Origin of the sequence: Hymenobacter humi (assembly GCF_042665855.1) — a bacterium.
In the GTDB taxonomy this organism is placed as follows: domain Bacteria; phylum Bacteroidota; class Bacteroidia; order Cytophagales; family Hymenobacteraceae; genus Hymenobacter; species Hymenobacter humi.
Genome location: NZ_JBHTEK010000001.1, coordinates 1,635,381 through 1,662,172 on the forward strand (window position 1 = coordinate 1,635,381; position 26,792 = coordinate 1,662,172).

The 26,792-nt window shown below is 61.2% G+C and carries 26 protein-coding genes and 3 pseudogenes; 25 read left to right on the forward strand and 4 right to left on the reverse strand.

Going from position 1 to position 26,792, the window contains the following annotated elements; all coding sequences use genetic code 11:
- Window positions 1-11 precede the first annotated feature (11 nt).
- From ACFQT0_RS09325 to ACFQT0_RS09365, 9 genes are all read left to right on the forward strand, one after another.
- Complete coding sequence (locus tag ACFQT0_RS09325; protein ID WP_068192029.1) at window positions 12-422, forward strand: hypothetical protein; 411 nt, start codon at window positions 12-14, stop codon at window positions 420-422.
- Window positions 423-581: 159 nt separating this feature from the next.
- Window positions 582-1,175, forward strand: coding sequence for a hypothetical protein (locus ACFQT0_RS09330; protein ID WP_380202189.1), 594 nt, complete (start codon window positions 582-584; stop codon window positions 1,173-1,175).
- A gap of 411 nt (window positions 1,176-1,586) precedes the next feature.
- Entirely contained in the window at window positions 1,587-2,060 is a 474-nt protein-coding gene (locus tag ACFQT0_RS09335; protein WP_380202191.1) for a hypothetical protein, read from the forward strand.
- 173 nt (window positions 2,061-2,233) lie between these two features.
- Complete coding sequence (locus ACFQT0_RS09340; protein WP_380202193.1) at window positions 2,234-2,539, forward strand: hypothetical protein; 306 nt, start codon at window positions 2,234-2,236, stop codon at window positions 2,537-2,539.
- A gap of 132 nt (window positions 2,540-2,671) precedes the next feature.
- Window positions 2,672-5,620 carry a hypothetical protein gene (locus tag ACFQT0_RS09345; protein WP_380202195.1) on the forward strand — a complete coding sequence of 983 codons (2,949 nt, stop codon included), beginning with the start codon at window positions 2,672-2,674 and terminating at the stop codon, window positions 5,618-5,620.
- A 25-nt stretch (window positions 5,621-5,645) separates the two neighbouring features.
- Window positions 5,646-6,713, forward strand: a complete 1,068-nt coding sequence (locus ACFQT0_RS09350) for a hypothetical protein (RefSeq protein WP_380202197.1) — start codon at window positions 5,646-5,648, stop codon at window positions 6,711-6,713.
- A 227-nt stretch (window positions 6,714-6,940) separates the two neighbouring features.
- Window positions 6,941-7,483 carry a hypothetical protein gene (locus ACFQT0_RS09355; RefSeq protein ID WP_380202199.1) on the forward strand — a complete coding sequence of 181 codons (543 nt, stop codon included), beginning with the start codon at window positions 6,941-6,943 and terminating at the stop codon, window positions 7,481-7,483.
- Window positions 7,468-8,310, forward strand: coding sequence for a hypothetical protein (locus tag ACFQT0_RS09360; RefSeq protein ID WP_380202201.1), 843 nt, complete (start codon window positions 7,468-7,470; stop codon window positions 8,308-8,310). The genes ACFQT0_RS09355 and ACFQT0_RS09360 overlap by 16 nt, the downstream gene beginning before the upstream one ends.
- 158 nt (window positions 8,311-8,468) lie before the next feature.
- Window positions 8,469-9,128, forward strand: coding sequence for an OmpA family protein (locus ACFQT0_RS09365; protein WP_380202203.1), 660 nt, complete (start codon window positions 8,469-8,471; stop codon window positions 9,126-9,128).
- A 99-nt stretch (window positions 9,129-9,227) separates the two neighbouring features.
- Here ACFQT0_RS09365 and fbaA read toward each other — a convergent pair whose 3' ends face one another.
- Window positions 9,228-10,310, reverse strand: coding sequence for a class II fructose-bisphosphate aldolase (gene fbaA / locus ACFQT0_RS09370; RefSeq protein ID WP_380202205.1), 1,083 nt, complete (start codon window positions 10,308-10,310; stop codon window positions 9,228-9,230).
- Window positions 10,311-10,566: 256 nt separating this feature from the next.
- The gene (locus ACFQT0_RS09375; protein ID WP_380202207.1) at window positions 10,567-10,866 is read right to left on the reverse strand and encodes a T9SS type A sorting domain-containing protein; all 300 of its coding nucleotides are present in this window, start codon (window positions 10,864-10,866) and stop codon (window positions 10,567-10,569) included.
- A 536-nt stretch (window positions 10,867-11,402) separates the two neighbouring features.
- Between ACFQT0_RS09375 and ACFQT0_RS09380 the strand changes: the two genes are divergently transcribed.
- The 13 genes and pseudogenes from ACFQT0_RS09380 to ACFQT0_RS09435 all read left to right on the forward strand — a co-directional run bounded on the left by ACFQT0_RS09380 (window position 11,403) and on the right by ACFQT0_RS09435 (window position 18,561).
- On the forward strand, window positions 11,403-11,627 hold the full coding sequence (locus ACFQT0_RS09380; protein WP_380202209.1) for a DUF1153 domain-containing protein: 225 nt from the start codon (window positions 11,403-11,405) through the stop codon (window positions 11,625-11,627).
- A 153-nt stretch (window positions 11,628-11,780) separates the two neighbouring features.
- A complete protein-coding gene (locus ACFQT0_RS09385) occupies window positions 11,781-12,119 on the forward strand; it encodes an ATPase domain-containing protein (RefSeq protein ID WP_380202211.1) in 339 nt (112 codons plus the stop codon).
- The gene (gene kaiC, locus ACFQT0_RS09390; protein WP_380202213.1) at window positions 12,031-13,386 is read left to right on the forward strand and encodes a circadian clock protein KaiC; all 1,356 of its coding nucleotides are present in this window, start codon (window positions 12,031-12,033) and stop codon (window positions 13,384-13,386) included. The genes ACFQT0_RS09385 and kaiC overlap by 89 nt, the downstream gene beginning before the upstream one ends.
- A complete protein-coding gene (locus ACFQT0_RS09395) occupies window positions 13,346-13,525 on the forward strand; it encodes a hypothetical protein (protein ID WP_380202215.1) in 180 nt (59 codons plus the stop codon). Before kaiC ends, ACFQT0_RS09395 begins: the two co-directional genes overlap by 41 nt.
- A gap of 45 nt (window positions 13,526-13,570) precedes the next feature.
- Window positions 13,571-13,669: pseudogene (locus tag ACFQT0_RS31605) on the forward strand (circadian clock protein KaiB); the annotation flags it as partial.
- A 103-nt stretch (window positions 13,670-13,772) separates the two neighbouring features.
- Window positions 13,773-13,874 carry a hypothetical protein gene (locus tag ACFQT0_RS31610; protein WP_449272056.1) on the forward strand — a complete coding sequence of 34 codons (102 nt, stop codon included), beginning with the start codon at window positions 13,773-13,775 and terminating at the stop codon, window positions 13,872-13,874.
- 174 nt (window positions 13,875-14,048) lie between these two features.
- Window positions 14,049-14,225 (forward strand): circadian clock KaiB family protein, encoded by a 177-nt coding sequence (locus ACFQT0_RS09405; protein WP_380202217.1) that lies wholly within the window; start codon window positions 14,049-14,051, stop codon window positions 14,223-14,225.
- Entirely contained in the window at window positions 14,218-14,793 is a 576-nt protein-coding gene (locus ACFQT0_RS09410; RefSeq protein ID WP_380202219.1) for a PAS domain-containing protein, read from the forward strand. Before ACFQT0_RS09405 ends, ACFQT0_RS09410 begins: the two co-directional genes overlap by 8 nt.
- Before the next feature lie 20 nt (window positions 14,794-14,813).
- Window positions 14,814-15,461: pseudogene (locus ACFQT0_RS09415) on the forward strand (PAS domain-containing protein); the annotation flags it as partial.
- A gap of 172 nt (window positions 15,462-15,633) precedes the next feature.
- Entirely contained in the window at window positions 15,634-16,008 is a 375-nt protein-coding gene (locus tag ACFQT0_RS09420; RefSeq protein ID WP_380205961.1) for a sensor histidine kinase, read from the forward strand.
- A complete protein-coding gene (locus ACFQT0_RS09425; protein ID WP_380202221.1) occupies window positions 15,987-16,409 on the forward strand; it encodes a response regulator in 423 nt (140 codons plus the stop codon). The genes ACFQT0_RS09420 and ACFQT0_RS09425 overlap by 22 nt, the downstream gene beginning before the upstream one ends.
- Before the next feature lie 70 nt (window positions 16,410-16,479).
- Window positions 16,480-17,391 carry a LysR substrate-binding domain-containing protein gene (locus tag ACFQT0_RS09430; protein WP_380202223.1) on the forward strand — a complete coding sequence of 304 codons (912 nt, stop codon included), beginning with the start codon at window positions 16,480-16,482 and terminating at the stop codon, window positions 17,389-17,391.
- Between the two features lie 85 nt (window positions 17,392-17,476).
- Window positions 17,477-18,561: pseudogene (locus ACFQT0_RS09435) on the forward strand (YeiH family protein).
- Between the two features lie 182 nt (window positions 18,562-18,743).
- Here the strand turns inward: ACFQT0_RS09435 and ACFQT0_RS09440 are convergent.
- On the reverse strand, window positions 18,744-19,202 hold the full coding sequence (locus tag ACFQT0_RS09440) for a T9SS type A sorting domain-containing protein (protein WP_380202225.1): 459 nt from the start codon (window positions 19,200-19,202) through the stop codon (window positions 18,744-18,746).
- Window positions 19,203-19,812: 610 nt separating this feature from the next.
- Window positions 19,813-20,388 (reverse strand): hypothetical protein, encoded by a 576-nt coding sequence (locus ACFQT0_RS09445; protein ID WP_380202227.1) that lies wholly within the window; start codon window positions 20,386-20,388, stop codon window positions 19,813-19,815.
- 778 nt (window positions 20,389-21,166) lie between these two features.
- Between ACFQT0_RS09445 and ACFQT0_RS09450 the strand changes: the two genes are divergently transcribed.
- From ACFQT0_RS09450 to ACFQT0_RS09460, 3 genes are all read left to right on the forward strand, one after another.
- A complete protein-coding gene (locus ACFQT0_RS09450; RefSeq protein WP_380202229.1) occupies window positions 21,167-21,658 on the forward strand; it encodes a hypothetical protein in 492 nt (163 codons plus the stop codon).
- A complete protein-coding gene (locus ACFQT0_RS09455) occupies window positions 21,576-22,496 on the forward strand; it encodes a DNA/RNA non-specific endonuclease (protein ID WP_380202231.1) in 921 nt (306 codons plus the stop codon). The genes ACFQT0_RS09450 and ACFQT0_RS09455 overlap by 83 nt, the downstream gene beginning before the upstream one ends.
- A 334-nt stretch (window positions 22,497-22,830) precedes the next feature.
- Window positions 22,831-26,754, forward strand: a complete 3,924-nt coding sequence (locus ACFQT0_RS09460; protein WP_380202233.1) for a T9SS type A sorting domain-containing protein — start codon at window positions 22,831-22,833, stop codon at window positions 26,752-26,754.
- Window positions 26,755-26,792 lie beyond the last annotated feature (38 nt).

The window sequence follows — 26,792 nt, forward strand, 5'->3', positions numbered from 1 at the left end:
CTTGCTCTTCTATGCAAACTTTCTTCACCAGCCTGTACTCGTCCCTGATTTCCATCTTCCAAAGCCAGCGCCCCGCCGACTACGGCTTGTATAAAACCGATTTGTTTTCGCTCGTGGGCTGGAGCACTTTAGGCGTTGCTTTGTTGTTGGTGGTAGCGTTTTATTACCTGTTCAATTCGGCTCTGCGCACGGGCATGTTCCGCACCACGCACTGGGTGCTCACCCTGGCCCTGGCGGCCGGCCTGGGCACCCTGCTGGCCAACACGCTCAGCAAAAGCCACGGCGCCGAAAGCAGCAGCTACTTGGGCTACTTTATGGTGGTAAACATGGTGGTGGCCTCGTTGTGGTTCCTGTTGTTTTCGGTGCTGCTTAAGCGCTGGAGCACCTACGCCCGCACTACCCCGTTTGTGGGGCCGTTTTAATTTCCTTTTGTTCCGCCTGTCATCCTGAGCGGAGCGAAGGACCTTATCACGTGCATGCAGTTAGGTTTTATTGCACTTCGTTCTGGCCTGATAAGGTCCTTCGCTCCGCTCAGGATGACAGACGTTAGAAACATGCGTTTCTCCAATAGCTAGAAAACTATGTCCAAACTATTCATCTTTGCCGTGGGCGGCACCGGGGCCCGCGTACTGCGCTCCCTCACCATGCTACTGGCCTCGGGGGTGCGCATCCCCAATTGCGACCAGGTGGTGCCCGTCCTCATCGACCCCGACACCCAGAACGGCGACGTGACCCGCACCGTGGCTCTGCTCAAGCGCTACGCCCGCATTCACGAGGCGCTGTACGGCGACGGCCAGAAAGAGAAAACCGGTTTCTTCAGCCAGCCCATGAACACGCTGGCCCACCTGAACACGGGTGGCTCGGAAGAACTGCGCGACTCGTTCGTGTACGACTTTGGCGGCATCAGCCAGCCCTTCCGCGACTATCTGAAATACAACGACCTATCCGTGGAAAGCCAGGGGTTGGTTGATTTGCTGTTCACCCAGGACAGCCTCGCGGCCAACCTCGACGTGGGCTTCCGCGGCTCGCCCAACGTGGGCTCGGTGGTGCTGAATGCCGTGGTGCAGTCCAAGGAAATGCGCTACCTCGCCCAAAGCCTGCAAGAGGGCGACCGGGCGTTTTTCATCAGCTCAATTTTGGGGGCACCGGCGCGGCCGGCTTCCCGCTGCTGGTGAAAAACCTGCGCGACTCCAACTCCGCGCTGGCCCACCCCGAAGTGCGCCGCCGCATGAAAGCCGGCGCCCTGGTCATGCTGCCCTACTTCAAGCTACAGGAGCCTTCGCAGGATGAAAAGGCCGCCGGCCAGGATTTCATCGACTCAAATACCTTCATCACGAAGACCAAAACGGCCCTCTCGTACTACGCCGACAACCTGCAGGGCCTGGAGGCCATGTACTACCTCGGCGACCAGCCCGGCCAGCCGCTGGCCAACCACCCCGGCCGCGCCGAGCAGCGCAACCAGGCCCACTTGCTGGAAATGCTGGGCGCCCTCTCAGTGGTGCACTTCATGGAGGTGCCCGACAACCAGGCTCGACAGCGGCCAGCCGCTCTATCACGAGTTCGGCCTGAAGTCGGACGCCCCCGAGGTGGATTTCGGCCAGCTCCCCGCCGACATGCGCCAGGAGGTAGCCCGTCCGCTGATTCAGCTCCACTACTTCGCCCGTTACTTCCTCAAGCACACGCCCGAGGATGCCAAAGCCCCTTACTACGAAGCCGGCAATCTCTCAGCCCAACTGCGCAACAACCGCGCCCTGCGCGAGCTGAACGACTTCTTTGGCGAATACAACGAATGGATTCGCGAGCTGGGCGTGAACCAGCGCCGCTATACCGCCATCCGTCCCGAGGAAATGGACTTCAACAAAATGGTGGCCGACAAAACAGTCGAAACCGGCATCTTCAACAAAGGCATTACCCCCGGCTACTTCCGCGACGAGCTGACGAAAGCAGTGGGCAAAGCCACGCTAAACAACCCCACCGAAAACGAGGCCCTGCGCTGGGTAGTAAAGGCCTTTGAAGAGGCCACCAGCGAGATTCTGGACAAGAAACTCCAGTATTCGTAGCGCCGGAAACAACTTAAATTCAAAACAATAATAACGTCATGCTGAGCTTGCCGAAGCAACTCGCTCGCTTCGTTGAGCTAACTCAATTACTGCTGCACGCGAGATGCTTCGGCTGCGCTCAGCATGACGTTCTAGTTCGTTTGTAAAAACCAAAAATGGCTAAAATCCTGCGTTTGCACGATACCGGTTCCAGCACCCACGAGGGTTGGGGCCCGACTGGTAAAATTGGCCCCCACGAAGTGGAGCGCCTGCTGGACCCACAAGGCGGCCGTGCCGCCAAAGTGGCCGTCTCCATTCCTTCCCCGTTTGCCCGGATGCACCTGGTCGAAACCGCGCTGCGCTTTGTGGGGCAGGGTGGGGGCACCAGGATTCGGTGTACCACCACTCGTCAGCCATTTCTGGGACGTGTGGGAAATGGTGTTCAACTACCACCAGCGCAAGCTGGCCAGCCAGCGCCTCCAAATCCGGGCCTGGCGTAAGGACGAGGAACTGGCCAAGCTACGCGCCAACCCCGGCACCCGGCCCCTGGCCGACGTGCTGAGCCTCTACCTCGACGGCCGCTTCGCCAAGCTCACGGAGATGCACCTCATCTACTTCCCGGGGCTAATGGCGTGCCGCAGCTCATTGGCGGCACCTCGCCGCTTACGCTGTTTTTCCCGGCGCCCAACGTGCGGCCCCTGCCGGTGCAGCGGCCCCAGGGCGGCGGCTATTATTTCGACAACCAGTACGTGTCGCTGGCCAATCGCGAGGCCGCGTTCCGCGACTTCGTCTACCAGCAATTTGTGGGCGACCCGGCCCTGATGGCGCTGGCCCCGCTGGTGCGCGACACCCTCGACCGCAGCATTCTGCAGAAGTGGGCCATGGAAGGCAGCGCCAACCTGAGCAACTTCCCGGTGCTCACCGACGGCTCCAACAACCAGATTGACGTGGCCGGTGTGCTGCTGCGCGTGCGCCCCGACGAGGGCACCGTGCGCAACTCCGACCTTTTTATCCGGCCCAGCAAGCCAGGCGTGGCGGGGCCGATGCCCATCGTACTACGCCCGGGCCTGAAGGCCGTAGGCAAGCGCTACTTCAACGAAACCATGTTTGCCGACAGCGGCGCCATTGTGCCCGCGGCCGATGAGCGGCCCCTGAAGGAGCGCACCCTGCCCGGTCCGGAGTTGCCCTACCCGTACCTGACGGTGAACGACCTGCTGGAAGAGTCGTTGCTCACCGTGCCGTACGAAATAGACGAGGCGCGTTTTCACTGCGGCTACTTAAAGATTGCCCCTGGGTTTAAGCCCAGCACCTGGCCATTGTTGCCCATCAAGCCGGCTTACTTCGACTACTTCACGGCCCACGATTTGGCCGAGCACCTGAGCATGGAGCTCGACCCTGCCTGCGTGCGCGTGAAGCTGCGCGTACCGGTGAGCGGCGGCGACTACGTGGATTACGAGCGGGCCTATTACCCCAACCCGCAGGGCGATAACCTGGGCCGCCTGCTGGTGACCAACGTGGCGCTGTCGGTGTTTCCGTTTGTGAAAGTGGCCGACGCGCCACTGTACAACGACTTCTATAAGGTGATGCTCGTCGATGCCAACAACATCGACCCGAGCATGGTGACCAAGAAAGTTGACCTGAAATTCTGGGTCGACGGCCGCCCACTGGGCGAAACCGGCACCGGCCAAAGCGCCACCCGCTACGAGCGCACCCCCAAAACCGGGCAGGACGAAGGCAGCACCTACTACGAGGTACGCGGCACCCACTTCGACTACTTGGAAGTAATCAACCCGGCCCCGGCTGCTGGCTCGGCCCTTGTTATCCCGCGCTGGCCCGAGGTACGGCAGGGCACCAAGGAATACCGCTTTGCCATCGACTTTGGCACCACGAACACCCACGTGGCCATGCAGGACAGCCCCGGCCAGGAGCCCAAGCCCTTCAGCTTTGGCCTGACCGATACACCGGTGGTGCTGCTGAAAAAGAGCACCGGCGAGCCCGACCGCACCGCCTACGAGCGCCTTTACCGCGGCATCGACGACGACCCGGCCAACTTTGTGCAAATCAAGCGCTGGCAGCAGTACCAGGAGCGCGAGTTTGTGCCGCCCATCATCGGGCAGGACGGCTCGCCGTATGCCTTCCCGGCCCGCACGGCCACGTATGAAGCCCCCAACTACGCCACCCAGGAGCTGAGCGTGCTGGGCAACATCAACGTGGCCTTCGGCATCATCACCGAAGAACAGCGCCGGCCCAACTACCACACCAACCTGAAGTGGGACAATAGCCTGAACCAGGCCAGCACCAACCGCGTGCGTGCCTTCTTCCAGGAAATCCTGCTGTTGTGCCGCGCCAAAGTGGCCCTGAACGGCGGCAATCTGGCCGCCACCCAAATCACGTGGTTTGCCCCGCTGAGCTTCTCTACTTACCAGCGCAACCTGTACCAGCGCGAGTGGGACACGCTGTTCCATAGCATCTTCCACACCACCAACTCCATGCCCTGCATGGTGGAAAGCACGGCGCCGTACTACTACCTCACCCGTCGTAACATCGTGACGCTGGGGCCGGGCGAAAACGCGGCCTTCATCGACATCGGCGGCGGTACTACTGACGTGCTGCTCTACGCCGACCGCAAGCCGGTGCTCAGCACCTCGTTCCGCTTTGCCGGCAACGACCTGTGGGGCGACGGCGGCGCCGAAGTGCGCGGCTCGAAAGACAACGGCCTCGTGCGTTTCGGCGTGGCCGGCGTGCAAAGCGCGGTGCTCTCACCGGCGGCCCGGCGGGCCCGCGAATACGTGCTGGTGGCTGAAGGAACCGACAATTTCGGCTCGGAGGACGTGGCCAGCTTCCTGTTCAACTACGACCAGCTCCTGGGCTTCAGCGAGCGGCTGCTGCGGGCCGAGCACCTGCGTGTGCTCTTCTACCTGCATTTCGGCGCCCTGATTTACCACGTGGCGCAAGTGACGGTGGCCAACGGCCAGCAGCTGCCGCGCTACCTCTGCTTCACGGGCCGCGGCAGCCTCTACGTGCGCCTGCTGGCTGCCGGCGCCAACCTGCAGCCGGTGGAAAAGCTGGCCCGCCTCATCATGGAGAAGGCCACTGGGCAATCCGTGCCGACTGATTTCCGCATCAAGCTGGCCGACGACCCCAAGCAAACCACCGCCAACGGCGGCGTGCTGGCCACCGGCCAGATTCCGCAAGACCCGCCCCTAGTGCGCCCCGTGGGCATTCTGCCCGATGCCGAGATGCCCCAGGCCGACAAAGGCGAGCACCACCTGGAAGCCTCGGGCGTGACCGACGAAATCAAGCAGGCGGTGCTTGCCAACGCCCGCGCCTGCCTGAAGCTACTGCTCGAAGACTCGGAGCTGAAGCGCCTGCAAACCGACCTGGGCGTGAAAAACGACCCCGGCCTCGTGATGGCCACGCTGGACCGCCACCTCGGCGACTCCTTCAACTTGTACCGGCAGCAGTACGCCGACGTGCTGCGCGACGGCGACACCATCCCCGAAACGCTGTTCTTCCTGCCGTTCAAAAACGCACTCTATGAGCTATCCAAGGTGCTTTACAACGCGCAGCCGCTTCAGTAGCCGGGTTGGGCAGGCCGCGCTGCTCTTGTTGCTAGCTTTCGGCAGCGAGCAGGCGGCCAGCGCCCAGCCCCAGGCCGATTCCATGCGCGAAGCACCGCTGGCTACGGTGCCGGCCCCCGACTCGACGGCGGCCGCTACGCCCAGCGCCCCAGTACCGGCGCCTGCCTCCAACTGGCCGCTGATACTGGGCGTGCTGGGTGGCATCGCCCTGGGCGTGCTCGGGGCTCGCATTTGGAGCAGAAAGTCGCAGAAATCGGAGGACGTTGCGCCGGCGCCGCCTCCGCCGGCTCCTGTTTCATCTGACCCACCCGTGCAGAAAAAGCGGGCCGAAAACGTGCCGAAAGCACCACCTGCTCCTGCCCCAAGTGCACCCACAGAAAGTCTGGCCAAGCCCGCGTCGTTTCAGTCCTTGAGCCGCCTGCAAGACCGGCAGCCGCCTGCCGCTCCCAATCCCAAACCTTCGTCCAAATCCTCAGGGGGCAAGGGAAAACCTCCTCGCTCATCGCAGAGCCCCAATCCGAACAAGCCTACTCAGGACTGGACCGTTCCGCACCGCCCTTCCGCTATGAATCCTACTCAACCTCCTGTTCCTTCCTCCGACGCCGACAGCCAGCCCCTGGAGCCCGGGCAAACCATCGAATGGGCGGCTCCTACGTCCACACCGCCGGCCATTCAGGAGTTGATTGATGCCACGGCTTCCGAAGTGCCTCTGGCACCGAATGCTCGCGTTGAATCGTTGACGGCCCTGGAAACAGCTGCGACGCCTGCCGCGTCGAGTGGCCCCGTGCACTACTACGCGCCGGCCCCGGACGTGCCCAGCATCGAGCACCGCAAGCTGAGCCCCAATCCGCTGCCGCAAATGCCGCTGCTCATCACCCTAACGCACGCCGAGGCGACAGTAGCTCTATTCTCATTTAGCCCGCAGGCCGACCAGTCGCGCATCATCGGCAACGGGGTGCGGGAGCTGAAAGAGTTTTTGCCTTCGAACTGCCGCCCACCGAGCAGTTCACCACGATTAAAAACATGTCGGACGGCAAGCTGGAAAAGCGCGACGATGCCTGGCACGTATTACAAAAAGCCGGCATCGCCTTGAGCTGATTCGGTGCCACCGGGGTAGGGCCGCAAATGCAGCTTCTTTAACTCAATTACAAGGCCGCTGCTGCCGCAGTAACTTCGGCAATTATTTGACGAAGCGAGTATGCTCTTAATTGAAATTGTATTGGTGCTGGCGCTGGTGGCCTGGCAAGCGGTGGTGTTCTGGCGCAACCGCCAGCTGACCGACCGGGTGGCCGCCCTGTACCCGCCCGCGGGGGAGTAGCGGTGCAGCCGATACCCTACACGGCCGCCAATCCGGAGAAGAACTTTGCGGTGCACTACGATGCGCTCATCACCCGCGACGCCTCGCCGGAGTTTGGGCAAATCATCGCCGATACCAATGAGTACCTGCAGAACAACCGCGGCGCCGCGGCGGACTTCGGCATTCTAAAAGACATTTCCGAGCGCCACGCCGAAGCCCTGGACGAGGAGATTCAGGCCCAGATTGCCACGCCGCTGTACCTGGGTTTGCTGGGCACGTTCACGGGGGCCATTCTGGGGCTGGTTTCGCTGGTGGGCAACCCGTTTGCGGATGCCGTGGCCGACCCCGCCAAGGACACGTCGTTCAGCAACACCGACGTGCAGCACTTCCTGGGCGGCGTGCTCATCGCCATGATTGGCAGCTTGTTTGGCCTGGCCTTTACCTTGGCCGGCAACCAGCGCTCAAGCAGGCGCGCGCCCTGCGCGACCGCCACAAAAACGCCTACTACACCTACCTGCAAAAGGCCCTGCTGCCCAAGCTCAACTCGGACATGCAGGCGGGCATGAGCAACCTGAAATCGGTGCTGGACACGTTCAACGCCGAATTCTTTAGCCAGATTCAGAACGACTTTTTCAGCAAAATCCACGAGTTTACGCCCCTCATCGCCAGCATCACGGAGAACGTGAGCGTGCAGAAGCGCTTCCTGGAGCAGCTGGAGAAAATCGGCTATTCGGAGCTGGCCAACGCCACCATCAAGGTGTTTGATAGGGTAGACGAAAGCGCCCAGACCTTCGAGAAATTCCTGGGCTACCAGCAGGCGCTGAACACCACCGTGACGCACAGCAACGAAGCCGCCCAGACCATCGGCGCGCTGCTCAACCGCCTCACGGCCCTGGAGCAGGGCCTGGCCAGTGTACCGCAATACCTGCAGCAGCACGACGACGCCCTGCGCCAGCAAGTGGCCTTCTTCAGCCAGCACGGCAAGCTACTGGCCGATATCGGCTCGCAAATTCGTCAGGGCGTGAGCGAAGGCGTGCACCGCATGGACCAGGAGCTCGACGGCCGCCTGCAGGAGCTGCAGCAGGAAGCCACCGAAGCCCACGAGCAGTGGCAGCGCCACTTCCGCGAGCTGAACAACAACAACATCTACCAGAAAATCACGGAGTACCTCAACCCCTTCACGCAGCTCCCGGCCCAGCAGCAGCAGCTCAACGCGCTGCAGGAACGCCAGGCCGCGCTCGCCGCGCAAGCCATGCAGCGCATGGAAGCCCGCCTACTGGCCGACGCGCAGCTGCAGCAGCAACTCCTGCAGCAAGTAGACCGCACCAACAAAGTGCTCGAGGAAATCACCAAGCCCAACTGGTTTCAGCGCACAGTGCTGGGCAAGAAGTAGCGGAGCAACGTGCTAAAGCACAAACAGAACATCATGCCGAGCGCAGCCGAGGCATCTCGCGTGTGTAAGTAACTCAAACGGCTCAACGAGACGGGCGAGATGCCTCGGCTGCGCTCGGCATGACGTTCTAATAATTCCAAGTACCAACAACTCATCCCATGAAAGAGAGCAAGGACTTCTTCTGGCCCAGCTACGTGGACCTCATGACGGCCTTGTTCCTGACCATGCTCGTCATGTTCGTGCTCAGCTACAAGCTCTTCAAAGACAAGCAGCGCGACAACGACAAGCTCATCTACGACCTCAAGGTGCAGGTGCAGGAAAAGCGCAAGCTCGACGAGATAAAAGCGGCCCTCAAACGGCTGGAGAGCAATTATTTCGATTACAACGAGCGCTACAAGCGCTACGAGCTGAACTTCCCGGTCACGTTTGCTCCGCAAAGCGCCGTGCTGCCCGCCGAGGCCCAGGCTCCGCTCGTGAAGGCCGGCCGCTTCCTGCTCAACCAGATGAAAGCGCTGGAAACCAACGACAACGTACAGTACCTCATTGTGGTAGAAGGCCGCGCCGCCAAAGACCTGCGTTACCCCGCGTCCGACCCGCGCAATCTCGACGGCCCGGCTGTGCGCCAGCTCAGCTACAACCGCGCCCTGGCCGTGATTCGCCTCTGGGAGCAGGCCGGGCTGCGCTTCCCCAGCAACCTGGAAGTGGTAGCGGCCGGCAGCGGCTTCCGCGGGGCCGGGCGCTACACCGGCGCGCAGGAGGGGCTCAATAAGCGGTTTATTATCCAGGTCCAGCCCAAGATTGGCTCGATTGGGAAGTGAGACGCTGCGCTTAATAAAGAATGAGGAGTGAAGAATGAGGAATTAGCCCAACGACCAATTCTTCATTCCTCACTCCTCATTCTTTATTAAGCGCAGCGTCTAGAACCGGCGGTTGATGCAGTTCAGGTCCTCAAACGCCTGCTTGAGGCGCGCTACGAAGGTTTCCTCGCCTTTGCGCAGCCACACGCGGGGGTCGTAGTACTTCTTGTTGGGCGAGTCGGCGCCGCTGGGGTTGCCGATTTGGCCCTGCAGGAAGGCTTCGTTCTTCACGTAGTAGTCCTTGATGCCTTCCCACAGCGCCCACTGCAGGTCGGTGTCGATGTTCATCTTGATGGCGCCGTAGCTGATGGCCTCGCGGATTTCCTCCTGGCTCGAGCCCGAGCCGCCGTGAAACACGAAGTCGATGGGCTGGGGGCCGGTGCCGAAATGCTCCTGCACGTACTGCTGCGAGTTCATCAGGATTTTGGGCTCCAGCTTCACGTTGCCGGGCTTGTACACGCCGTGCACGTTGCCAAAGGCAGCCGCGATGGTGAAGCGCGGGCTCACCTCGCTCAGCTCCTTGTAGGCATACGCCACTTCCGAAGGCTGGGTGTAGAGCTTGCTCGAATCCACGTCGGAGTTGTCCACGCCGTCTTCTTCGCCGCCGGTCACGCCCAGCTCAATTTCCAGCGTCATGCCGATTTTGGCCATGCGCTCGAGGTAGCGCTTGCAGATTTCGATGTTCTCCTCAATCGGCTCTTCCGACAAGTCGAGCATGTGCGAGCTGAACAGCGGCTGGCCGTGCTGCTGGTAGTACTTCTCGCCGGCGTCGAGCAGGCCGTCAATCCAGGGCAGGAGCTTTTTGGCGGCGTGGTCGGTGTGCAGCACCACAGGCACGTCGTAGAGGTCGGCCATCAGGTGCACGTGGTGGGCGCCCGAGATGCCGCCCGCAATGCTGGCGCGCTGCCCGTCGTTGCTCACCGACTTGCCGGCAAAGAACTGGGCACCGCCGTTCGAGAACTGAATCATCACCGGCGAGTTCACCGCCTTGGCGGCTTCCAGCACGCCGTTCACGGTGTTGGTGCCGGTCACGTTCACGGCCGGGAGGGCAAAGCCGTTGGCCTTGGCGTATTGAAACAGAGCCTGGACTTCGTCGCCGTGCAGGACGCCCGCCCGCAGGCCGGTAAGGGTTTGGTCAGCCATAATAACAAGTTGTGCGGCAGGGCCGCGGTGGTGGGGAATAAAGTAGTCAGCAGCGGGCCGGCCAAGGCAGGCCCTGAACAGCAAAGTACGGTCGGCGCTGCCTAACCTGAAAGCCCTCAGCCGGCCAGGCGCCCTCGCCGCGCCCCCGGATACGTTGCGCGCGGCGGCGGGTTGGGGCCGGGGAGGCCCGAAAAGAAGAGGCTGACCGTTGCAGCGGTCAGCCTCTGGCTTCACTCACCTCTCCCACACAGTTGTTTTAGGCGGCGGTCATCAGTTTCGATTGGCGGTACACGCCGCGGGAATTGCTGACTTGCAGCTGGTACAGGTAGTCGCCCGGGGGCAGGCCGAGGCCGCCCAGGTTAAGCTTGATGGTGTGCTCGCCGGCGCCCTGGTTTTTGCGCACGATACCGGCCACCTTGCGCCCGGCCAGGTCGAAGAGGTCGAGCCGTACGTCGCTGGTGTTGGTGAGGGTAAACGGAACGGTGGTTTCGCCCACGTAGGGGTTGGGGTAATTCTGGCCCAGCACGAACTGACCGCCGGTTTCACGGTCCAGCACGCGCGGGACAGGGGCGGGGGCCTGCCTGGTTATTTCTTCAAACGGTAAGAAGCCTCCGGTCGAAGGAAGGCTGTAATCCTGGGGGCGCCGTCGGCCGCCAGGGTCGAGTACGACGGGGTGCTGGGGTGAATGGCGTTGAGGAAAGCCAAAGCGAAAGAGAAGTAAAATGTGACTTAAGTCACAGAATTAGTAAATATACAGCGGAAGTTAGCGAGGAATATTCAGGAAAACTAATGCCGTGGGGTAAGCTAAGCGCTTGGTTTCCTTTCAAAGGTGGGCGACTGGGATTCCGTCCAGCTCAATTAATCGGCGGCTTGTTCTAAAAAGACGCCGAACGGTGGTTTTGCCGCCTCCAGGGCCCGGCCAAGGCAGGGCGCCCGCCCTCAAAAAAGTAAGCTGGACAGGGTACAATGCAACTGTTTCGCCTCAGACTTTCATCCCTGAAAATACCTGGGCACTACCTCGCCGAATGCGTGGGATTTTATCATGAAAATTTCATCAAAGGTTAACGATTGCGTGGCTACCTTGCAGTACAAATGAGCCAATCCCCCGCCGACTTCTTTGACACCGACGGCCGCCCCGAACCGGTGAACGCCGCCAGCACCGAAGCCGAGCGCAAGCTGAAGGTGTGGGCCGTGCTCAACGCCGTGGACCAGGGCCTGATGAGCACGCAGGAAGCCTGCAAAGCCTACGGCATCAGCCCGGCAGAAATGGAAGAGCACCGCGCCGGCTGGCTCGATTTTGAGGCCGGCAGCCGCTAGCTGAGCCGTTGGCGCGCCCGTGCTGTTTCACGCCGCTGCTGGGTTGAGCCGGCTTTTCGGGCCCCGCCTTCGCCCGCTGAAGTGCAATCTGGGCCATCCGGAATCAATACTTTGCTGCCGTGAATTAACTTTGGCTCAATCTAAAGTTTCTCCATGCAAGAGTATAGCTCGTCGGTTACTTCCGCATTGCCCCAACTTCCCAAAGCCCCCACCGGCATCGAGGGCCTCGATGAAATCACCGAAGGCGGCTTGCCGCTGGGCCGCCCCACGCTGATTTGCGGCAGCGCCGGCTGCGGCAAAACCCTGATGGGCATCGAGTTTCTGGTGCGCGGCATTCTGGACTACAACGAGCCGGGCGTGCTCATGGCTTTCGAGGAAACCGGCGACGAGCCTGGCCGCCAACGTGGCCTCTCTGGGCTTCGACCTGAAGGAGCTGCAGGACCGCAAGATGCTGCGCCTCGACCACGTGCACGTGGACCGGTCGGAGATTGAAGAAACCGGCGAGTACGACCTTGAGGGCCTGTTCATTCGCCTGGGCTACGCCATCGACTCCATCGGGGCCAAGCGCGTGGTGCTGGATACCATTGAGGCGCTGTTTTCGGGCTTTCCCAACCAGGCCGTGCTGCGCTCCGAAATCCGCCGGCTGTTTCGCTGGCTTAAGGACAAGGGCGTGACCACCATCATCACGGCCGAGCGTGGCGACGGCACCCTCACCCGGCAAGGGCTGGAGGAGTACGTGTCCGACTGCGTGATTCTGCTCGACAACCGGGTAATTGACCAGATTACGACCCGGCGGCTGCGCGTGGTGAAGTACCGCGGCAGCACGCACGGCACCAACGAGTACCCCTACCTCATCACCGAAGACGGCATTTCGGTGCTGCCCGTGACGTCGCTGCGGCTCGACCACAAGGTGTCGGATAACATCATGGCCTCGGGCGTGAAGGCCCTCGACGACATGTTTGGCATGGGTGGCTTCTACCAGGGCAGCAGCGTGCTGATAACCGGTACGGCCGGCACCGCCAAAACCACCCTGGCCGCGGCCTTCGCCGAAGAAGTCTGCCTGAAAGGGCAGCGGTGCCTGTTTTTTGCCTTCGAAGAATCGCCGCAGCAATTGCTGCGCAACATGAAGTCGGTCGGCATCGACCTGGGAAAGCACGTGGCTTCGGGCCTGCTGCGCATCGAAGCATCGCGGCCCACCATCAACGGCCTCGAGCAGCACCTCGTAACGCTGCACCGGCTGGTGAAGGAGTTCAAGCCCGATGCCGTGGTCATCGACCCCATCACCAACCTCATCACGGTGGGCAACATTGCCGAGGTGCGCAGCATGCTCACGCGCCTCATCGACTTTCTGAAGGTGAGCGGCATCACGGCCTACTTCACGGCCCTGGTGAGCGGGCGCGGGCAGCAGCAGGAAATGACCGACGAGGGCGTGTCGTCGCTGGTCGACACCTGGATTAGCGTGCGCGACCTCGAGGGCGTGGGCGAGCGCAACCGCGGCCTGAGCATCCTCAAGTCGCGCGGCATGGCGCATTCCAACCAGGTGCGCGAGTTCCTCGTGACCGACCGTGGCGTGCAGGCTGCTCGACGTGGTGGTGGGCCCCACCGGCATCGTGACCGGGGCCAGCCGCCTCACCCAGCAGCTGCAGGAACACGCCCAGCAGCTGGCCGCCCGGCAGGAGGCCGACCGCCGCGACCGCGAGCTCGAGCGCCGCCGCCGCGTGCTCGAAGCCAACATTGCCAACCTGCGCACCGAGTTTGAGTCGGTGGAAGAAGAGCTGCGGCAAATCAATTCGCAGGAGCAAACGCGCCAGCAAAGCCTGACGAGCGGCCACGAGCGCATTGCCGACGCCAACCCGCCCCGGCGCAATGCCCCCGACGCCGGCAGAAACTCCAAGTAGCCCGTATACCCCAGTTGCCGCTGGCACCTGCCCCACACTCTTTCCATGGCTGAAGAAAACGACGAAGAAACCTGGGAATTGCGCCTGTACGTAGCCGGCCAAACCCCCAAATCGGTTACGGCCCTGGCCAACCTGAAAAAACACTGCGAGCAGCACCTCAAAGGCCGCTATAAGATAGACGTCATCGACCTGCTGGTGAACCCCCAGGCTGGCCGAAGGCGACCAGATACTGGCCATTCCGACGCTGGTGCGCAAAGTGCCCGAGCCCATTCGCAAAATCATCGGCGACCTCTCCAACGAAGAGCGGGTGCTGGTGGGCCTGGACGTGCGTCCCCTCATCAAAAAATAGTTTGTTCGATGGAACCATTACCGGACCCTACGGACAATACGGAAGAGCCCGTCGGCCCCGAGTTTTTGCTGCACCTGTACATCACGGGGGCTACGAACAACTCCACGCGCGCCGTGCGCAACATCAAGGAAATCTGCGAAGAGCACCTGAAAGGGCGCTACGAGCCTGCTGATAGTGGACGTGTACCAGCAGCCGGAGCTGGCCGTGGAGAAAGACCTGATTGGCGTGCCCACGCTCATCAAGCTGCGCCCCGGGCTGGTGCGCCGCATGGTGGGCGATTTCTCGGACCGCGAGCGGGTGCTGAAAGCTTTGGGCGTGATTCCGCCCGCCAGTGTCGTCGGCAATGAGTGAGCCCCTGCCCACCTCGGTTGACCTGGCCCGCGAGAACGAGGAGCTGCGCTACCAGGCCGAGGAAGCCCAGGAGCTGATACACGCCATCCGGACCGGCGCCGTGGATGCGCTGGCCGTGCAAAGCCCCGAAGGCCCGCGCATCTTCACGCTGCAGGGCGCCGACCAGGGCTACCGCACGCTGATTGAGCAGATGAACGAGGGCGCCCTGCTGCTGAGCGACGACGCCACCGTGCTCTACTGCAACGCCTGCCTGGCCGGCCTGCTCGGGCGCGCCATGACCGAGCTGATGGGCAGCTCCTTCGATGACTGCGTGCCGCTGGCGTTCCGCGACTATTGGGCCAGCCTGATGCAGCAGGGCTGGAGCGGCAAAAGCAAGGGCGAGCTGCTGCTGCAAACCAAGGCGGGCGCGCTGGTGCCCTTTTCCGTCTCGATGAACGTGCTGATGTTCAATGAGACGCCGGTGCTGGCCGTGATTGTCACCGACTTATCGGCCCAACGCGAGATAACGGCCATCCGGGCGCAGGTGCAGGAAAAAACGCCTTGCTCGACCAGAAGAACGAAGCGTTGAAGCGCGAGGAAGCCGCCCGCATGGTGGGCGAGCAGGCCGCCGCCGAAGCCAGCCGCGTGCTCGAAGGCATCTCCCAGATTGCCTGGACCACCAACGCCCTCGGCGACCACACCTACCGCAACCGCCGCTGGTACGATTACATTGGCCAGGTGCAGGGCCAGGGCACCACGGCCAGCCGCTCGTGGCGGGAGCGCCTGCACCCGGCCGATGTGGCGCCCACGCTGGCCCGCTGGCAGCACAGCCTGCACACCGGCCAGCCCTATGAGGTGGAATGCCGCATCCGCAACAGCGCCGGCGACTACCGCTGGATGCTGGGCCGGGCGCTGCCCTCGCGCAACGAGCAGGGCGAGGTTATCCAGTGGATAGGCACCTACACCGACATTCACGAGCACAAGCTGGCCCTCGAGCGCATCGACGAGGGCCAGCGCGAGCTGCGCGACAACAACGACCAGCTCACCCGCGTGAACGTGGACCTGGACAACTTCATCTACACGGCCTCGCACGACCTCAAAGCGCCCATTTCCAACATCGAGGGCCTGCTGCACGCCCTGCTGGTGGAGCTGCCCGCCGAAACCGTGCAGACCGACCCAGTGCTGCCCATTCTGGAGCTGATGCAGGATTCGGTGAACCGCTTCAAGCGCACCATCGAGCACCTCACCGACGTGAGCAGGCTGCAAAAGGAGCACGGCCACCCCACCGAAGCCGTGGACTTGGCGGAGGTGATTCAGGACGTGTGCCTCGATTTGGACCCGCTTATTCAGTCCAGTGGGGCCCAGGCTCCACGTGGATGTGCAGGCCGCGCCGTCCATCTCGTTTTCGGAGAAAAACCTGCGCAGCGTGGTGTTCAACCTCGTCAGCAATGCCATCAAGTACCGCGCGCCCGACCGGGTGCCGCAGGTACGCATCCGGGCCTGGCCCGAGGCCAGCGGCGTAATGCTGGAGGTGGAAGACAACGGCCTGGGCCTGGATACCGCCAACGAGCACAAGCTGTTCGGCATGTTCCAGCGCTTCCACGACCACGTCGAGGGCTCCGGCATTGGGCTGTACATGGTGAAAAAGATGGTGGAAAACGCCGGGGGCGCATTGCCGTGCGCTCCAGGCTGGGCGTTGGCTCCACGTTTTTGGTTTACTTTACCCGCTGATACGCGTTACCCTGTGCCTTGCTTTCGGCACATTTTGCCGCCGGCCACTCCATGCAAAAGCTTACCTGCGTAATGCTGGTCGACGACGACCGAACGACCAACTACCTCAACCAGCTGCTGCTGAAGCGCCTGGCCGTGACGGATAAGCTGCTGGTGGCCCTCAACGGCCAGGAAGCCCTGGACCTGGTGCAGGAGCACTGCCGCCAGGCTACCCACGAGTGCCCCGCCCTGATTTTGCTGGACGTGAAAATGCCCGTCATGGACGGGTTTGCTTTCCTGGCCGCCTACGACAAGCTGGCCATGGAGCACAGGGAGGCCATTATCATTGTGATGCTGACCACCTCGCTGCACCCGCAGGACGTGGAGCGCGTCAAGCAGCTCAACATTGCCGGCTTTCTGAACAAGCCCCTGACCGAGGGCAAGCTCAACGATGTCCTGAGAACCTACTTCGAGCGCCAGCTCCCGGCGCTTTAACACTCGGCGGCGCGAAGCCGCCGGCAAAGGAGAGCGTAGGGGAGGAGGCAAACACCTTTACCTTGGGGCCATGTCCGATTTTCGCCTTCGCGTGTTCCAGGCCGTGGCCCAGCACCTGAGCTTCACCAAAGCGGCCCAGGGCCTGTTCATCACGCAGCCGGCCGTGACCAAGCACATCCGCGAGCTGGAACGCCAGTACGGCCAGCGGCTGCTGGAGCGCCGCGGCAACCGCGTGGCCCTCACCGAAGCTGGCCGCCTGCTGCTCGCCCACGCCGAGGCCGTGGCCCACTCGCACCAGCAGCTGGAAGACCAGCTCCACGGCCTGCGCGACCCCGAAGAAGCCGCCGGCCGCCTGCGCCTGGGCGCCAGCACCACCCTGGCCCAATACATCCTGCCGGGCCTGCTGCCCGCCTTCCAGGCCCGCTACCCCAAGGTGCAGCTCACCCTGCTCAACGCCAATTCCGAGCACATTGCCGAAGCCCTGCTGCGCGGCGAACTCGACCTGGGCTTCGTAGAAGGCCGCTCCAAAAGCCGCGACCTGCACTACGAGCCTGCTGCTGACCGACGAGCCTGGTGGCCGTACGGGGAGCCACGCCCGGCGGCCCCCGCCCGAGCCCGTGCCGCTGGCCGATGCCTTGGCGCGCCCCTTGGTGCTGCGCGAGCGGGCTCGGGCACGCTGGAAGTGCTGGAGTTTGCTCTGCGCACCCTCAAAGTGCGGCTCAGCAGCCTGTCGGTGGCTTTTTACTTTGATAATACCGAAGCCATCAAAGCATATCTGGAGGCGGCGCCCGAGGCCCTGGGCTTCGTTTCGCTGCGGGCCCTGGGCCGGGAGCTGTCGGCGGGGCTGCTGGAAATCGTGCCCATCGCGGGCCTGCACCTGCCCCGGCAGTTTGAGGCGGTATGGGTGCAGGGGCAGCCGCTGCCGCGCGCGGCGCAGCGGTTTCTCAGCTTTGCCCACAGTCAGCTGAACGCCTCGTCATAACTAAAAGTAATTTCGGATAACATTTTGAAATTACCCATCGGGTAGGGTCCGCCGTAAATTTGGGGCAGGAATAACGTTCTACCCCATGTCCCACCCCATCATCACCCGAACCAAGCCCGACGCAGCTCCCGGGCACGCGCCTGCTGCCGAAAATGCCGAAGCAGCGGGCGCGGGCACCCCTCCGGCCGCTGCTGAACCCACGGGCTACTTTCGGGCCCTGCACACACCGCGGGAGTTGCTGGGGCAGCCTTTCACCTGGCGGCAAGTGGTGTTCGGCCTGTTCCTGGTGTTTTGCCTCACGCCCTGGGCCTCGCCGCCTCTGGCCCTGGCCCTGGGGCTGGTATTGGCTCAAACTGTTGGCAACCCGTTTGCGGCCCAAACCAAGCTGGCCACGGCCAAGCTGCTTCAGTACTCCGTCATCGGCCTGGGCTTTGGTATGAATGCCCACGCCGCGGCGCAGGCGGGCAAGGAGGGCATTGTGTTCACGGTGGTGTCCATCTTTGGGACCTTGGTGCTCGGCTACTTCGCGGGCAAGTGGCTGGGCCTGGGCCGCCACGTGGTGCACCTTATTTCGTGCGGCACCGCCATTTGCGGGGCTCGGCCATAGCAGCCGTGGGCCCGGTGCTGCGGGCCAAGGACGAGGAAATGTCGGTGGCGCTGGGCACGGTGTTCGTGCTCAATGCCATTGCCCTCTTTGCCTTTCCGCCCATCGGCCACGCCCTGGCCATGACCCAGAACCAGTTCGGCCTGTGGTGCGCCATTGCCATTCACGACACCTCATCGGTAGTGGGCGCGGCCACGGCTTACGGCGACCAGGCCCTGCAAGTAGCCACCACTGTTAAACTGGCCCGCGCGCTCTGGATTATCCCGGTAGCCCTCGGCACGGCCATGATTTTCAAGCAGAAGGGCGTCAAAATCAAAATCCCTTATTTCATCCTGGGCTTCATTGCCGCCATGCTCATCAACACCTACATCCCAGCCGCCAAACCACTGGGCCCGGTGCTGGTGAGCCTGGCCAAAATTGGGCTAACCGTCACTCTTTTCTTCATCGGCGCCGGCCTATCGGGCAAGGTACTGCAGGCCGTGGGCGCCCGGCCGTTTTTACTAGGCGTGCTGCTGTGGGGCGTCATTTCTTCGGCCTCACTTTACATTATTCTGCATACCGTTTAAGGGGAAGCTGAGCCGGTTCGGCGTGGCCCATGAGTGTAGGGTTAATGTGGGAAGGTACCTGGGATGCTTGGGAAGCACTGCTATTCGCATCCTGATAGCGGGGTGTAAAGCCAGTAGCCGAGGATGCAGACCATTTCTGGTCTGCATCCTCGGCTACAAAACCGCTCAATTAGCTCAGGAAGCTATTTCGCGATGCGCTGGCTGTAGGAGCCCGAAGCGGTGAGGAGCCGCACTATATAAATGCCAGCAGGCAGCGTGTGCGTATCCAGCGTCCAGCGCCCGGCCAGCGAAGCATCGGGCGTGCAGGCAATACGCTGAACGCGACCTACCGCATCGAAAACCTGCACCGCGGCCGCTTTGCCGCTGACTACCTCCGCCGGCAGCGTGCTGCTCACCACCCACTCCTGTGCCGCACGGCCCGGGTACACTTCCAGCGCCCCGGCCGAATTGCCCACTTTCACCGAGCGCACAGGGGAGAAGCTGGTGGTGCCGTCGATGTCGGTTTGGCGGAGGCGGTAGTAGCTGGTGCCGGGGAGCGGCTGCTCGTCATGGGATTCATACGCAGTGCGCCGTGAGGAATTGCCTGCCCCAGGCACCGTGCCAATGCCCCGGAATGCTTGGCCATCGGCCGAGCGCTCCACGGTGAATTCTTTGTTGTTTTTCTCCGAAGCAGTAGCCCAACGCAGCGCTACGCCTTGGTTAGTGGTAGTAGCAGTGAACTCAATTAGCTCAACTGGAAGGGGGCGGCAACCTCTACCATCATTTGAGTCTACTCCGTTTATAACTGTACGATTGCATTCTATACCTGTAGGAAGAACGTACTCGTTGCAAAAAGGCTGGTAATGAGCACATATGATAGGCTTGGGAGTTTGTGTGCAATTATTTAAAATTTGATTCTGCGGTCCATTAGGAGAATATACACACCCTGATATGTCCATGTAGCCTGAGCCGCATATAGTTATATTGTTAGCGCTATTTGTACTAGGAGCTAACAGTATAAGGTTACCGCCAACGTTTATTTTGCCATTAAGAATTGTATCAACATTTTCCATTATCAAGCTACAGGTGGTTGCAAGGCTGCCTGCCAGAACACCAGTAGTTCTACCCTCGACTATAATGGTTGCTTTATTTACTGAAAGTTGCTTTACAGTTGCTAAGCCCCCACTCGAACTATAAGATTAGTGAATTTTTGAGGTTGCGTTCCAGTACCCAAAATGACGTTTACTTTACTTTCAAGCTTGCCATTTTTTTCTACTGTAATATTCCCTTCGGCACCCACCGTAAGCGGGGGCCAACTGAACCACTCGCCTTATTATTCAACTCTATCACACCATATTCAGCAGCTACAAGTCTACCCCCATCTGCTACATTAATTGTGCCTCCAGCAGATGTAAACGTTGAAAAAATTATACTCGGGCTTGAACCTGTACTTGTTCCTAAGCTTGCCCCTGTCATAATCAAGGCCCCTGCTTTCGTCTTATTAGGACTGCTCAAAATAGTTAAAGAGCTGTTTTCTCCCAGTGTATAGTCTTTGCCAGGCAGAAGAACAATGTCAATGCCATCGATGACAATTACCTCTTTATAAGTATAGTTAAACCCAAGGGGGTCTGGGGCCGGAGACGGCAAAGAACCAGGGGTTTCGGGCGGAATAGGAGCTGTAGAAGTGGAACAAGCAGTACCACTACATGATGACGTAACTGTCCAAGAGTATTTGTCATAAAAGCTGTTTACCCCACTCAGGTCTCCACTCTCTTTTGCTGTAAATGTATATGTGTATACTTGAGCCAAAGCCAATGAAGGCAGAAAGGCGCTGAGGGTAATCAGCAACAGGCAGATTGGTAAGAATTTTCTCATAGTAGTACGTAATGATTACGGCTGAGGTTAGAACTAAATACATTACCAATATAAAATTTATAATTACAGGTTACAAATTATATTAGATAAATACAATGAAAAATTTAGGTATAATCAACCTTATTTTTAATAAATGAGCTGGTTATGCTCGGCTGTATCGGACGCAAGTGAATCGTAACTTGTGCGCCAACCCTTTTTCGAAGTATAGCTATTGTACTGTAAACCAGTATATGACAAAGTGCAAACGGAAAAGCAGCCGTTAACTCTACAGTAGGGATGAAGGCAGGGCCCGCAATGCCGTCGCGCCAAGCGCCACGCTAGCAGAGCCGGGTGCTGTCCTCCGTTCTGCCCTGCTGAGGGAATTGACCCGGCTGCACGGCTAGCCCAAGGGCGTCAGCGAACTCCTCTTGGAAATCGGTAGCTCAATTTATTATTGGCATCGCCGAGACGGCGTAAGACCGCGGCAACCGTGAGTTGAGCTAATTATAGACTGACCAGGGAAAATGTTCTACACCCCAATAAAGCTGGGTTAACGGGGGAGAAATGCGCTTTTGAATGGCAGTGGAATATCTATGGTTTAGCTGAGCTTATACAATTGAATATTTATACAATTCCACGTTTTGCTATGCTTGAATCTTTTATTGCGACAACTGCGTAGTGGCTGGATTCTATATAACTTAGAGGCTCTGTTGCTGAGTAAAGCTTCTTTTTTGTCCTGAAACCTGATTGTAGTATTTCTAATAAAAGATTTATGCCCAATTATTTACGGTTGACGTTTCGTTTCCTGCTATTGCTCTCGAGCATCACTTTTCTGCCGGCCCATGCGGAGGCGCGTCGCCCACTCGAAGTAGGCGTACTTGCCGCCACCCAGGAGACGTTCGATACGGGTACCAAGCCCGATTATGCCAGCGGCTCCGTAGCGCTGGCCACTGGCAGCTGGATACTAGCCGACGCAGTGCTGGGCAGCACCGCCGACGACCGGAAAATAGGCGCCCAGGCCGTGCGTATTCAGCAAAGTGGGAAGTTGATCATGGACTTCTACTTGCCCAACGGCGCCTCCACCGTCACGGTGCAGCACGCCATTTACGGCACCGATGCCAGCAGCAGCCTGGGAGCTCTGGGCCCAGCCCGAGGCGTGCAACTGCAACAAGTGGACGAAGGTGGGCAACACCGTACTGACCACCACCAGCACCCTGCAGCCGGTGGCCTTCACCGTCAACATCGCGGGCAAGGTCAAATTTGAGATTCGGAAGACTTCGGGAGGCGCGGCCCGGCTGAACATCGACGACTTTGCCGTGACGGACTACAGCACGGTCCAGCCATCGGTCGACAACGACAACCTGGCCCTGGGCAACCCCAGCGGTGCCACCGCCGACCCCAGCTACCCGAATAACTACCTGCTGGTGAAGCCCCAGTTCGTGGTGGGCTACAACCGTGACCAGGGCAAGCCCAACTGGGTGAGCTGGCACCTCGACATTTCCGACCGCGGCCCTGCCGACCGCCAGGACGACTTCCGCAACGATACTTCGCTGCCCGACGGCTGGTACCAGGTGCAGTCGACCAGCTACAGCGGAACGGGCTTCGACCGGGGCCACAACTGCCCCTCGGCCGACCGCACTTCCACAGACGAAAACAACTCGGCGACCTTCTTCATGACCAACATGATGCCGCAGGCGCCCAACAACAACCAGCAAACCTGGGGCAACCTGGAGGGCTACACCCGCACGCTGTTGCCCAACAGCGAGGTGTACATCATCTGCGGCAGCTACGGCGTGGGCGGCACCGGCACCAACGGCTACTTCACCACCATCGACCAGGGCCGCATCACGGTGCCCAACCGCACCTGGAAGGTCATTGTGGTGCTGCCCGTGGGCGACAACGACGTGGCCCGGATATCAGCGAGCACCCGCGTGATTGCCGTTGACATGCCCAATACCAACACCATCAACCAGGATTGGGGCAGCTACCGCACCACGGTTGACGCCATCGAGGCCGCCACGGGGTACGACCTGCTTTCGAAGCTGCCCGTGGAGGTGCAGGCGGCCATCGAATCGAAAGTCGATGCCGGCCCGGTATTGTAGCCTCTACTTCTTATTTCTTTTCTGGAATCGATATAATCGTCTGTATGACAATTTTCTATAAGCAAACCTCGAGAATCAAGCAGTGGTACACTTTTCTGGCTTTTCTAATTCTGGTTGGAGTGCAGCAGAGCTGGGGGCAAACCCCGTATCAGTTGGCCAATGGAAACTACTCCGAAGGGTTTGATAACATCAGCGGGTGGACGGCCAGCTTCGCAGCGGGAGCCGGCGCCGAACGGTTTGGGGTAGCCTTCCCTCAGCCCACATTGCCCAACACGAATACGGTATTTGTTTCGGGTGTTTCCGGGGGCGTGCAAAGGGCACGGGCGCCATTGCCTTGCTGGCCACCGGCGCCGACGGGGCAAATGCATCAGCTTTTGACTTATACCTTGATTTCTCGGGTACCACGGCAGGGACCATTAGCCTGGACTGGGCCGAGGTGAACAACTCCACCGGCAACCGCCAGTCAACATTCAAGCTGCAAACCAATACGGGTACCAACGGCCAGTTTGTCGACTTGCCCCAAACCGCGACGGTTATCACCAATAACATGGCTTCCAATGGCAAGCTGTCGGTGGCGCTGCCAACTGCCTTCGACAACAATGCAACGGCCAAGGTGCGCTTCTACATCGCGGCCACTGCAGGCGGCGTGTCGCCAACGGGCAGCCGGCCCAAAATCAGCATCGACAACGTGGTGGTGACGGCCACCGGCACAGGCATCCCGGCCGCCTCCATCAGTACCGGCGCGGTTTCGCCGACTTCGTTCTGCCTCACGCCCACGGCGGGCAGCGCGCCCTTCGACGTTGCCTACACCAGCAGCGGCACGTTCACCGGTACCTACAAAGTACAGCTCTCCGATGCCAACGGCGTGTTTGCCGCCAGCACCACCGCGGGCATCATCGGCACGGGCGGCAGCTCGCCGATTTCGGCGGTTATTCCGGCCGGCACGGTTAGCGGCAGCAAGTACCGCGTGCGGGTGCTCAACGACGCCCCCGCCACATACGGCTCCAACAATGGCACCGACCTGGTGGTCAACCAGACGCCGACCACCAATCCGGTCACGGTGTCGCCGGCTTCGGCCCAGGAAGTGGCTACCACCGGCACGGGCGCCACGCTCATGGCCAGCGCCGCCGCTACCTCGACGTATGCCTGGCAGTACAGCTCCAGCCCAACGGGCCCTTTCACGGCCATTGCCGGCGCCACGGCGGCGGCTTATCAGCTTAAGGGCGAAAGCTTTCCCGGCGCGGGCACCTACTACTTGGTGGCTCAAGCCACTATCAGCAACACCTGCGGTACCGCTACCGGCGTCAGCGAGCCTGTAATGGTCACGGTATCGGCGCCGGTGGTGCAGTCGGCGCTCACGGTTTCGGCCACGAGCCTGCCCGACTTTAGCACCGTGGCGGTGGGAGCGGGCGCGCCGCCCCAGAGCTTCACCGTGAGCGGCACGGCCCTGACCGATAACATCGTCATCACGCCGCCCGCAGGCTTCGAAATCCGGACCGGCACCAACCCGTTTGCCTGCTGCACCATCACGCTGGCCCCGGCCGGCGGCACGGTTCCGAGCACGACCATCGAAGTGCGTTTCGCGCCCACGCTGGCTCAACTTTCCCAGGCGTCGATTCCGGTGACCAGCCGCGGGCTGCCCGATGAGGCGGTAACGGTTTCCGGCACCGGTGTTGATGCCGTGTATCCGGCCACGCTGAGCACCGCTGAAATCTCGGAGCTGAAGGCCACCAGCGCCAGCACCGGCGGCACCATCGCCGCCGACGGCGGCAGCGCCGTCACGGCCCGCGGCGTGGTGTGGTCCAAAACCGCCAACCCCATCCTGGGTGCCACCAAAACCAGCGACGGGGCCGGTGCGGGCGCTTTTGCCAGCGCCATCACGGGCCTGCTGCCGGGCACCACGTATTTCGTGCGGGCCTATGCCACCAACGCCACGGGCACCGCCTACGGTGAGGAGCGCACGTTTACCACCGTTACGGTACCGCTGGCCGCCGAGCCTATGGCCTCGGGCACGCTCACGGCCAGCCAGGTAACCGGCAATTCCATGCAGCTCAACCTGACGGGGGAAGACGGGACCAAGCACCTCGTGGTGGCCCACCTGGGCGCCGCCGTGGATGCCGAGCCCGTGGATGCCACCACCTACACCGCCAATGCCGAATTCGGCAAAGGCAGCGTGCTGGGCCGCGGCAACTACGTGGTGTACAACGGCACCGGCAACACCGTTTTGGTAACCGGCCTGCGCCCCAACACGCCCTATTATTTCACGGTCTTTGCCTTCAATGACAACGACACGCCCTACGCCGAAAACTACCTGACCACGGCCCCCGGCACGCTGGTGCAAAGCACGCAGGCCGCTCCCACAGCCTTGCTGCTGGAAGAGAACTTTGACTACGCGGCAGGCTCCCTACTGACGGCTAATAACTGGGCATCGCACAGCGGCACCGGCACCAAATCCATCGCCGTAACCACGGGCGGCCTGTCTTACCCGGGCTACAGCACCAACACCGGCAACGCAGCCGCTATCGTGGCCAATGGCGAAGACGTGAACCGGACTTTTGAGCCGGTGTATGCCCGCACGGCCGTGTACGCCTCGGTTCTGGTGAACGTGAGCAACGTGAATACCACCGGCGACTACTTCTTCCACCTCGCGCCCAAGAGCATTGGCAGCACGTTCCGCGGCCGCGTCTTTGTGCGCCGCGTGGGCACCAGCGCCAAGGTGCAGTTTGGCGTCAGCGGGGGTGGCAGCGCCATTGCGTACAGTACCGCCGAATACGACTTGAACACCACGCACCTGCTGGTGCTGAAATACACCTTCGACGAAGCCAGCAACGAAACCCAGCTCTTCATCAACCCCACGGCCGATACCGAGCCGGCGACGGCGGACCTCACGTCCAGAGAAACGGGGACGACCCCGGGCGCGCCCAACGACAACATTGGTACCGTGGCCCTGCGCCAGGGCGGTTCTTCGCCGGCTTTGCTCGTCGATGGCATCCGCATCGGCACCACGTTCCGGACCGTGAAAACCGGCAGCACCTGCGAGCCGCCCGTGCTGGCGGCCCCTGCTAATCTGACGGCCACTACCACCAAGGGCCAGTGCGGCGCGGCCGTTGAGCTAACTGCCACCGCCAATGGCTCGCCCGCTCCCGCCATCACGTATTCCATCGAAAAAGAAGGCGTGACTACGGCCATCACCTCGGCGTACCTGTTCCCGGTGGGCAACACCACGGTTACCGCCACCGCTACCAACGGCTGCGGCACCGATTCGCAGCCCTTCACCGTGACCGTGGAGGACAAGCAAGCACCCACCGTGCTGACTAAGAACATCACCGTGGCCCTGAGCAAGGGTGCGGCCACCATCACGGCCGCCGACGTAAATAATGGCAGCGCCGATGCTTGCGGCATTGCCTCAATGGAGTTGAGTAAGACCACTTTCAGCTGCGAGAACATCGGCCAGAATACTGTAACGCTGACGGTTGCCGACATTCACGGCAACACCGCCAATCAGACTGCTACCGTTACCGTGACGGGCATTATTCCTACGCCCACCATCGCTGTGACGCCGTCTTCGACCGTTTACACCGGCGGCGTGAGCACCAACCTCTACCTGGGCTACGGCCCGCAGAGCGTCACGCTCACCGCGTCGGGAGGGGCGAGCTACCAGTGGAGCCCGGCCGCCGGCCTCAGCGATGCTGCCAGCGCCAATCCGGTTTTCACGCCGACCACGGCCGGTACGTTCACTTTCACCGTGACGGTCACCAGCGCTTCCGGTTGCACCGCCACCAAAGCGGTGACCCTGGTAGTGGTGGATGTGCAGTGCGGCAACGTAAACGACAAGAACGCCAAGGTGCTGCTCTGCCACCGCGGCAAGCCCCAGTGCGTGGCGGCCACCGAGGTGCCCAGCTATCTGAAGCAGGGCGACACGCTCGGCGCCTGCCCGGCGGCTGGCGCGAAGACCACGGCGGCCAGCTCGCTCGCCAGCGATGGCAACGCCGCTAGTGGGCTCTTGTTCGAAGCTTACCCGAATCCCTTCACGGAGCGCACGGTGGTGCACTTCCGCGCCAACAGCACCGGCCCGGCGCAGCTGCAACTGTACAACGCGCTGGGGCAGGTGGTCAAGACCTTCTACAACGGCATCGCGCAGGAAGGGCAGGACTACCAGTTTACCCTGGACGGCACTTCGCTGGCAGCGGGCCTCTACACCGGCCGCCTCAGCATCGGCGGCAAGGTGCAGACCTTGCGCCTGGTATTGACCAAGTAAAACAGATTGTAATCAGATATAAAAAAGGGCCCTAGCGG

Excerpts from the sequence above, each read along its gene's own strand:
- ACFQT0_RS09380 (WP_380202209.1), top strand. The coding sequence starts at position 11,403 with ATGAGCCAATCCCCCGCCGACTTCTTTGACACCGACGGCCGCCCCGAA.
- ACFQT0_RS09360 (WP_380202201.1), top strand. The coding sequence starts at position 7,468 with ATGCAGGCGGGCATGAGCAACCTGAAATCGGTGCTGGACACGTTCAAC.
- ACFQT0_RS09325 (WP_068192029.1), top strand. The coding sequence starts at position 12 with ATGCAAACTTTCTTCACCAGCCTGTACTCGTCCCTGATTTCCATCTTC.
- ACFQT0_RS09385 (WP_380202211.1), top strand. The coding sequence starts at position 11,781 with ATGCAAGAGTATAGCTCGTCGGTTACTTCCGCATTGCCCCAACTTCCC.
- ACFQT0_RS09410 (WP_380202219.1), top strand. The coding sequence starts at position 14,218 with ATGAGTGAGCCCCTGCCCACCTCGGTTGACCTGGCCCGCGAGAACGAG.
- ACFQT0_RS09430 (WP_380202223.1), top strand. The coding sequence starts at position 16,480 with ATGTCCGATTTTCGCCTTCGCGTGTTCCAGGCCGTGGCCCAGCACCTG.
- ACFQT0_RS09450 (WP_380202229.1), top strand. The coding sequence starts at position 21,167 with ATGCCCAATTATTTACGGTTGACGTTTCGTTTCCTGCTATTGCTCTCG.
- ACFQT0_RS09425 (WP_380202221.1), top strand. The coding sequence starts at position 15,987 with ATGCAAAAGCTTACCTGCGTAATGCTGGTCGACGACGACCGAACGACC.
- fbaA (WP_380202205.1), bottom strand. The coding sequence starts at position 10,310 with ATGGCTGACCAAACCCTTACCGGCCTGCGGGCGGGCGTCCTGCACGGC.
- ACFQT0_RS09365 (WP_380202203.1), top strand. The coding sequence starts at position 8,469 with ATGAAAGAGAGCAAGGACTTCTTCTGGCCCAGCTACGTGGACCTCATG.
- ACFQT0_RS09330 (WP_380202189.1), top strand. The coding sequence starts at position 582 with ATGTCCAAACTATTCATCTTTGCCGTGGGCGGCACCGGGGCCCGCGTA.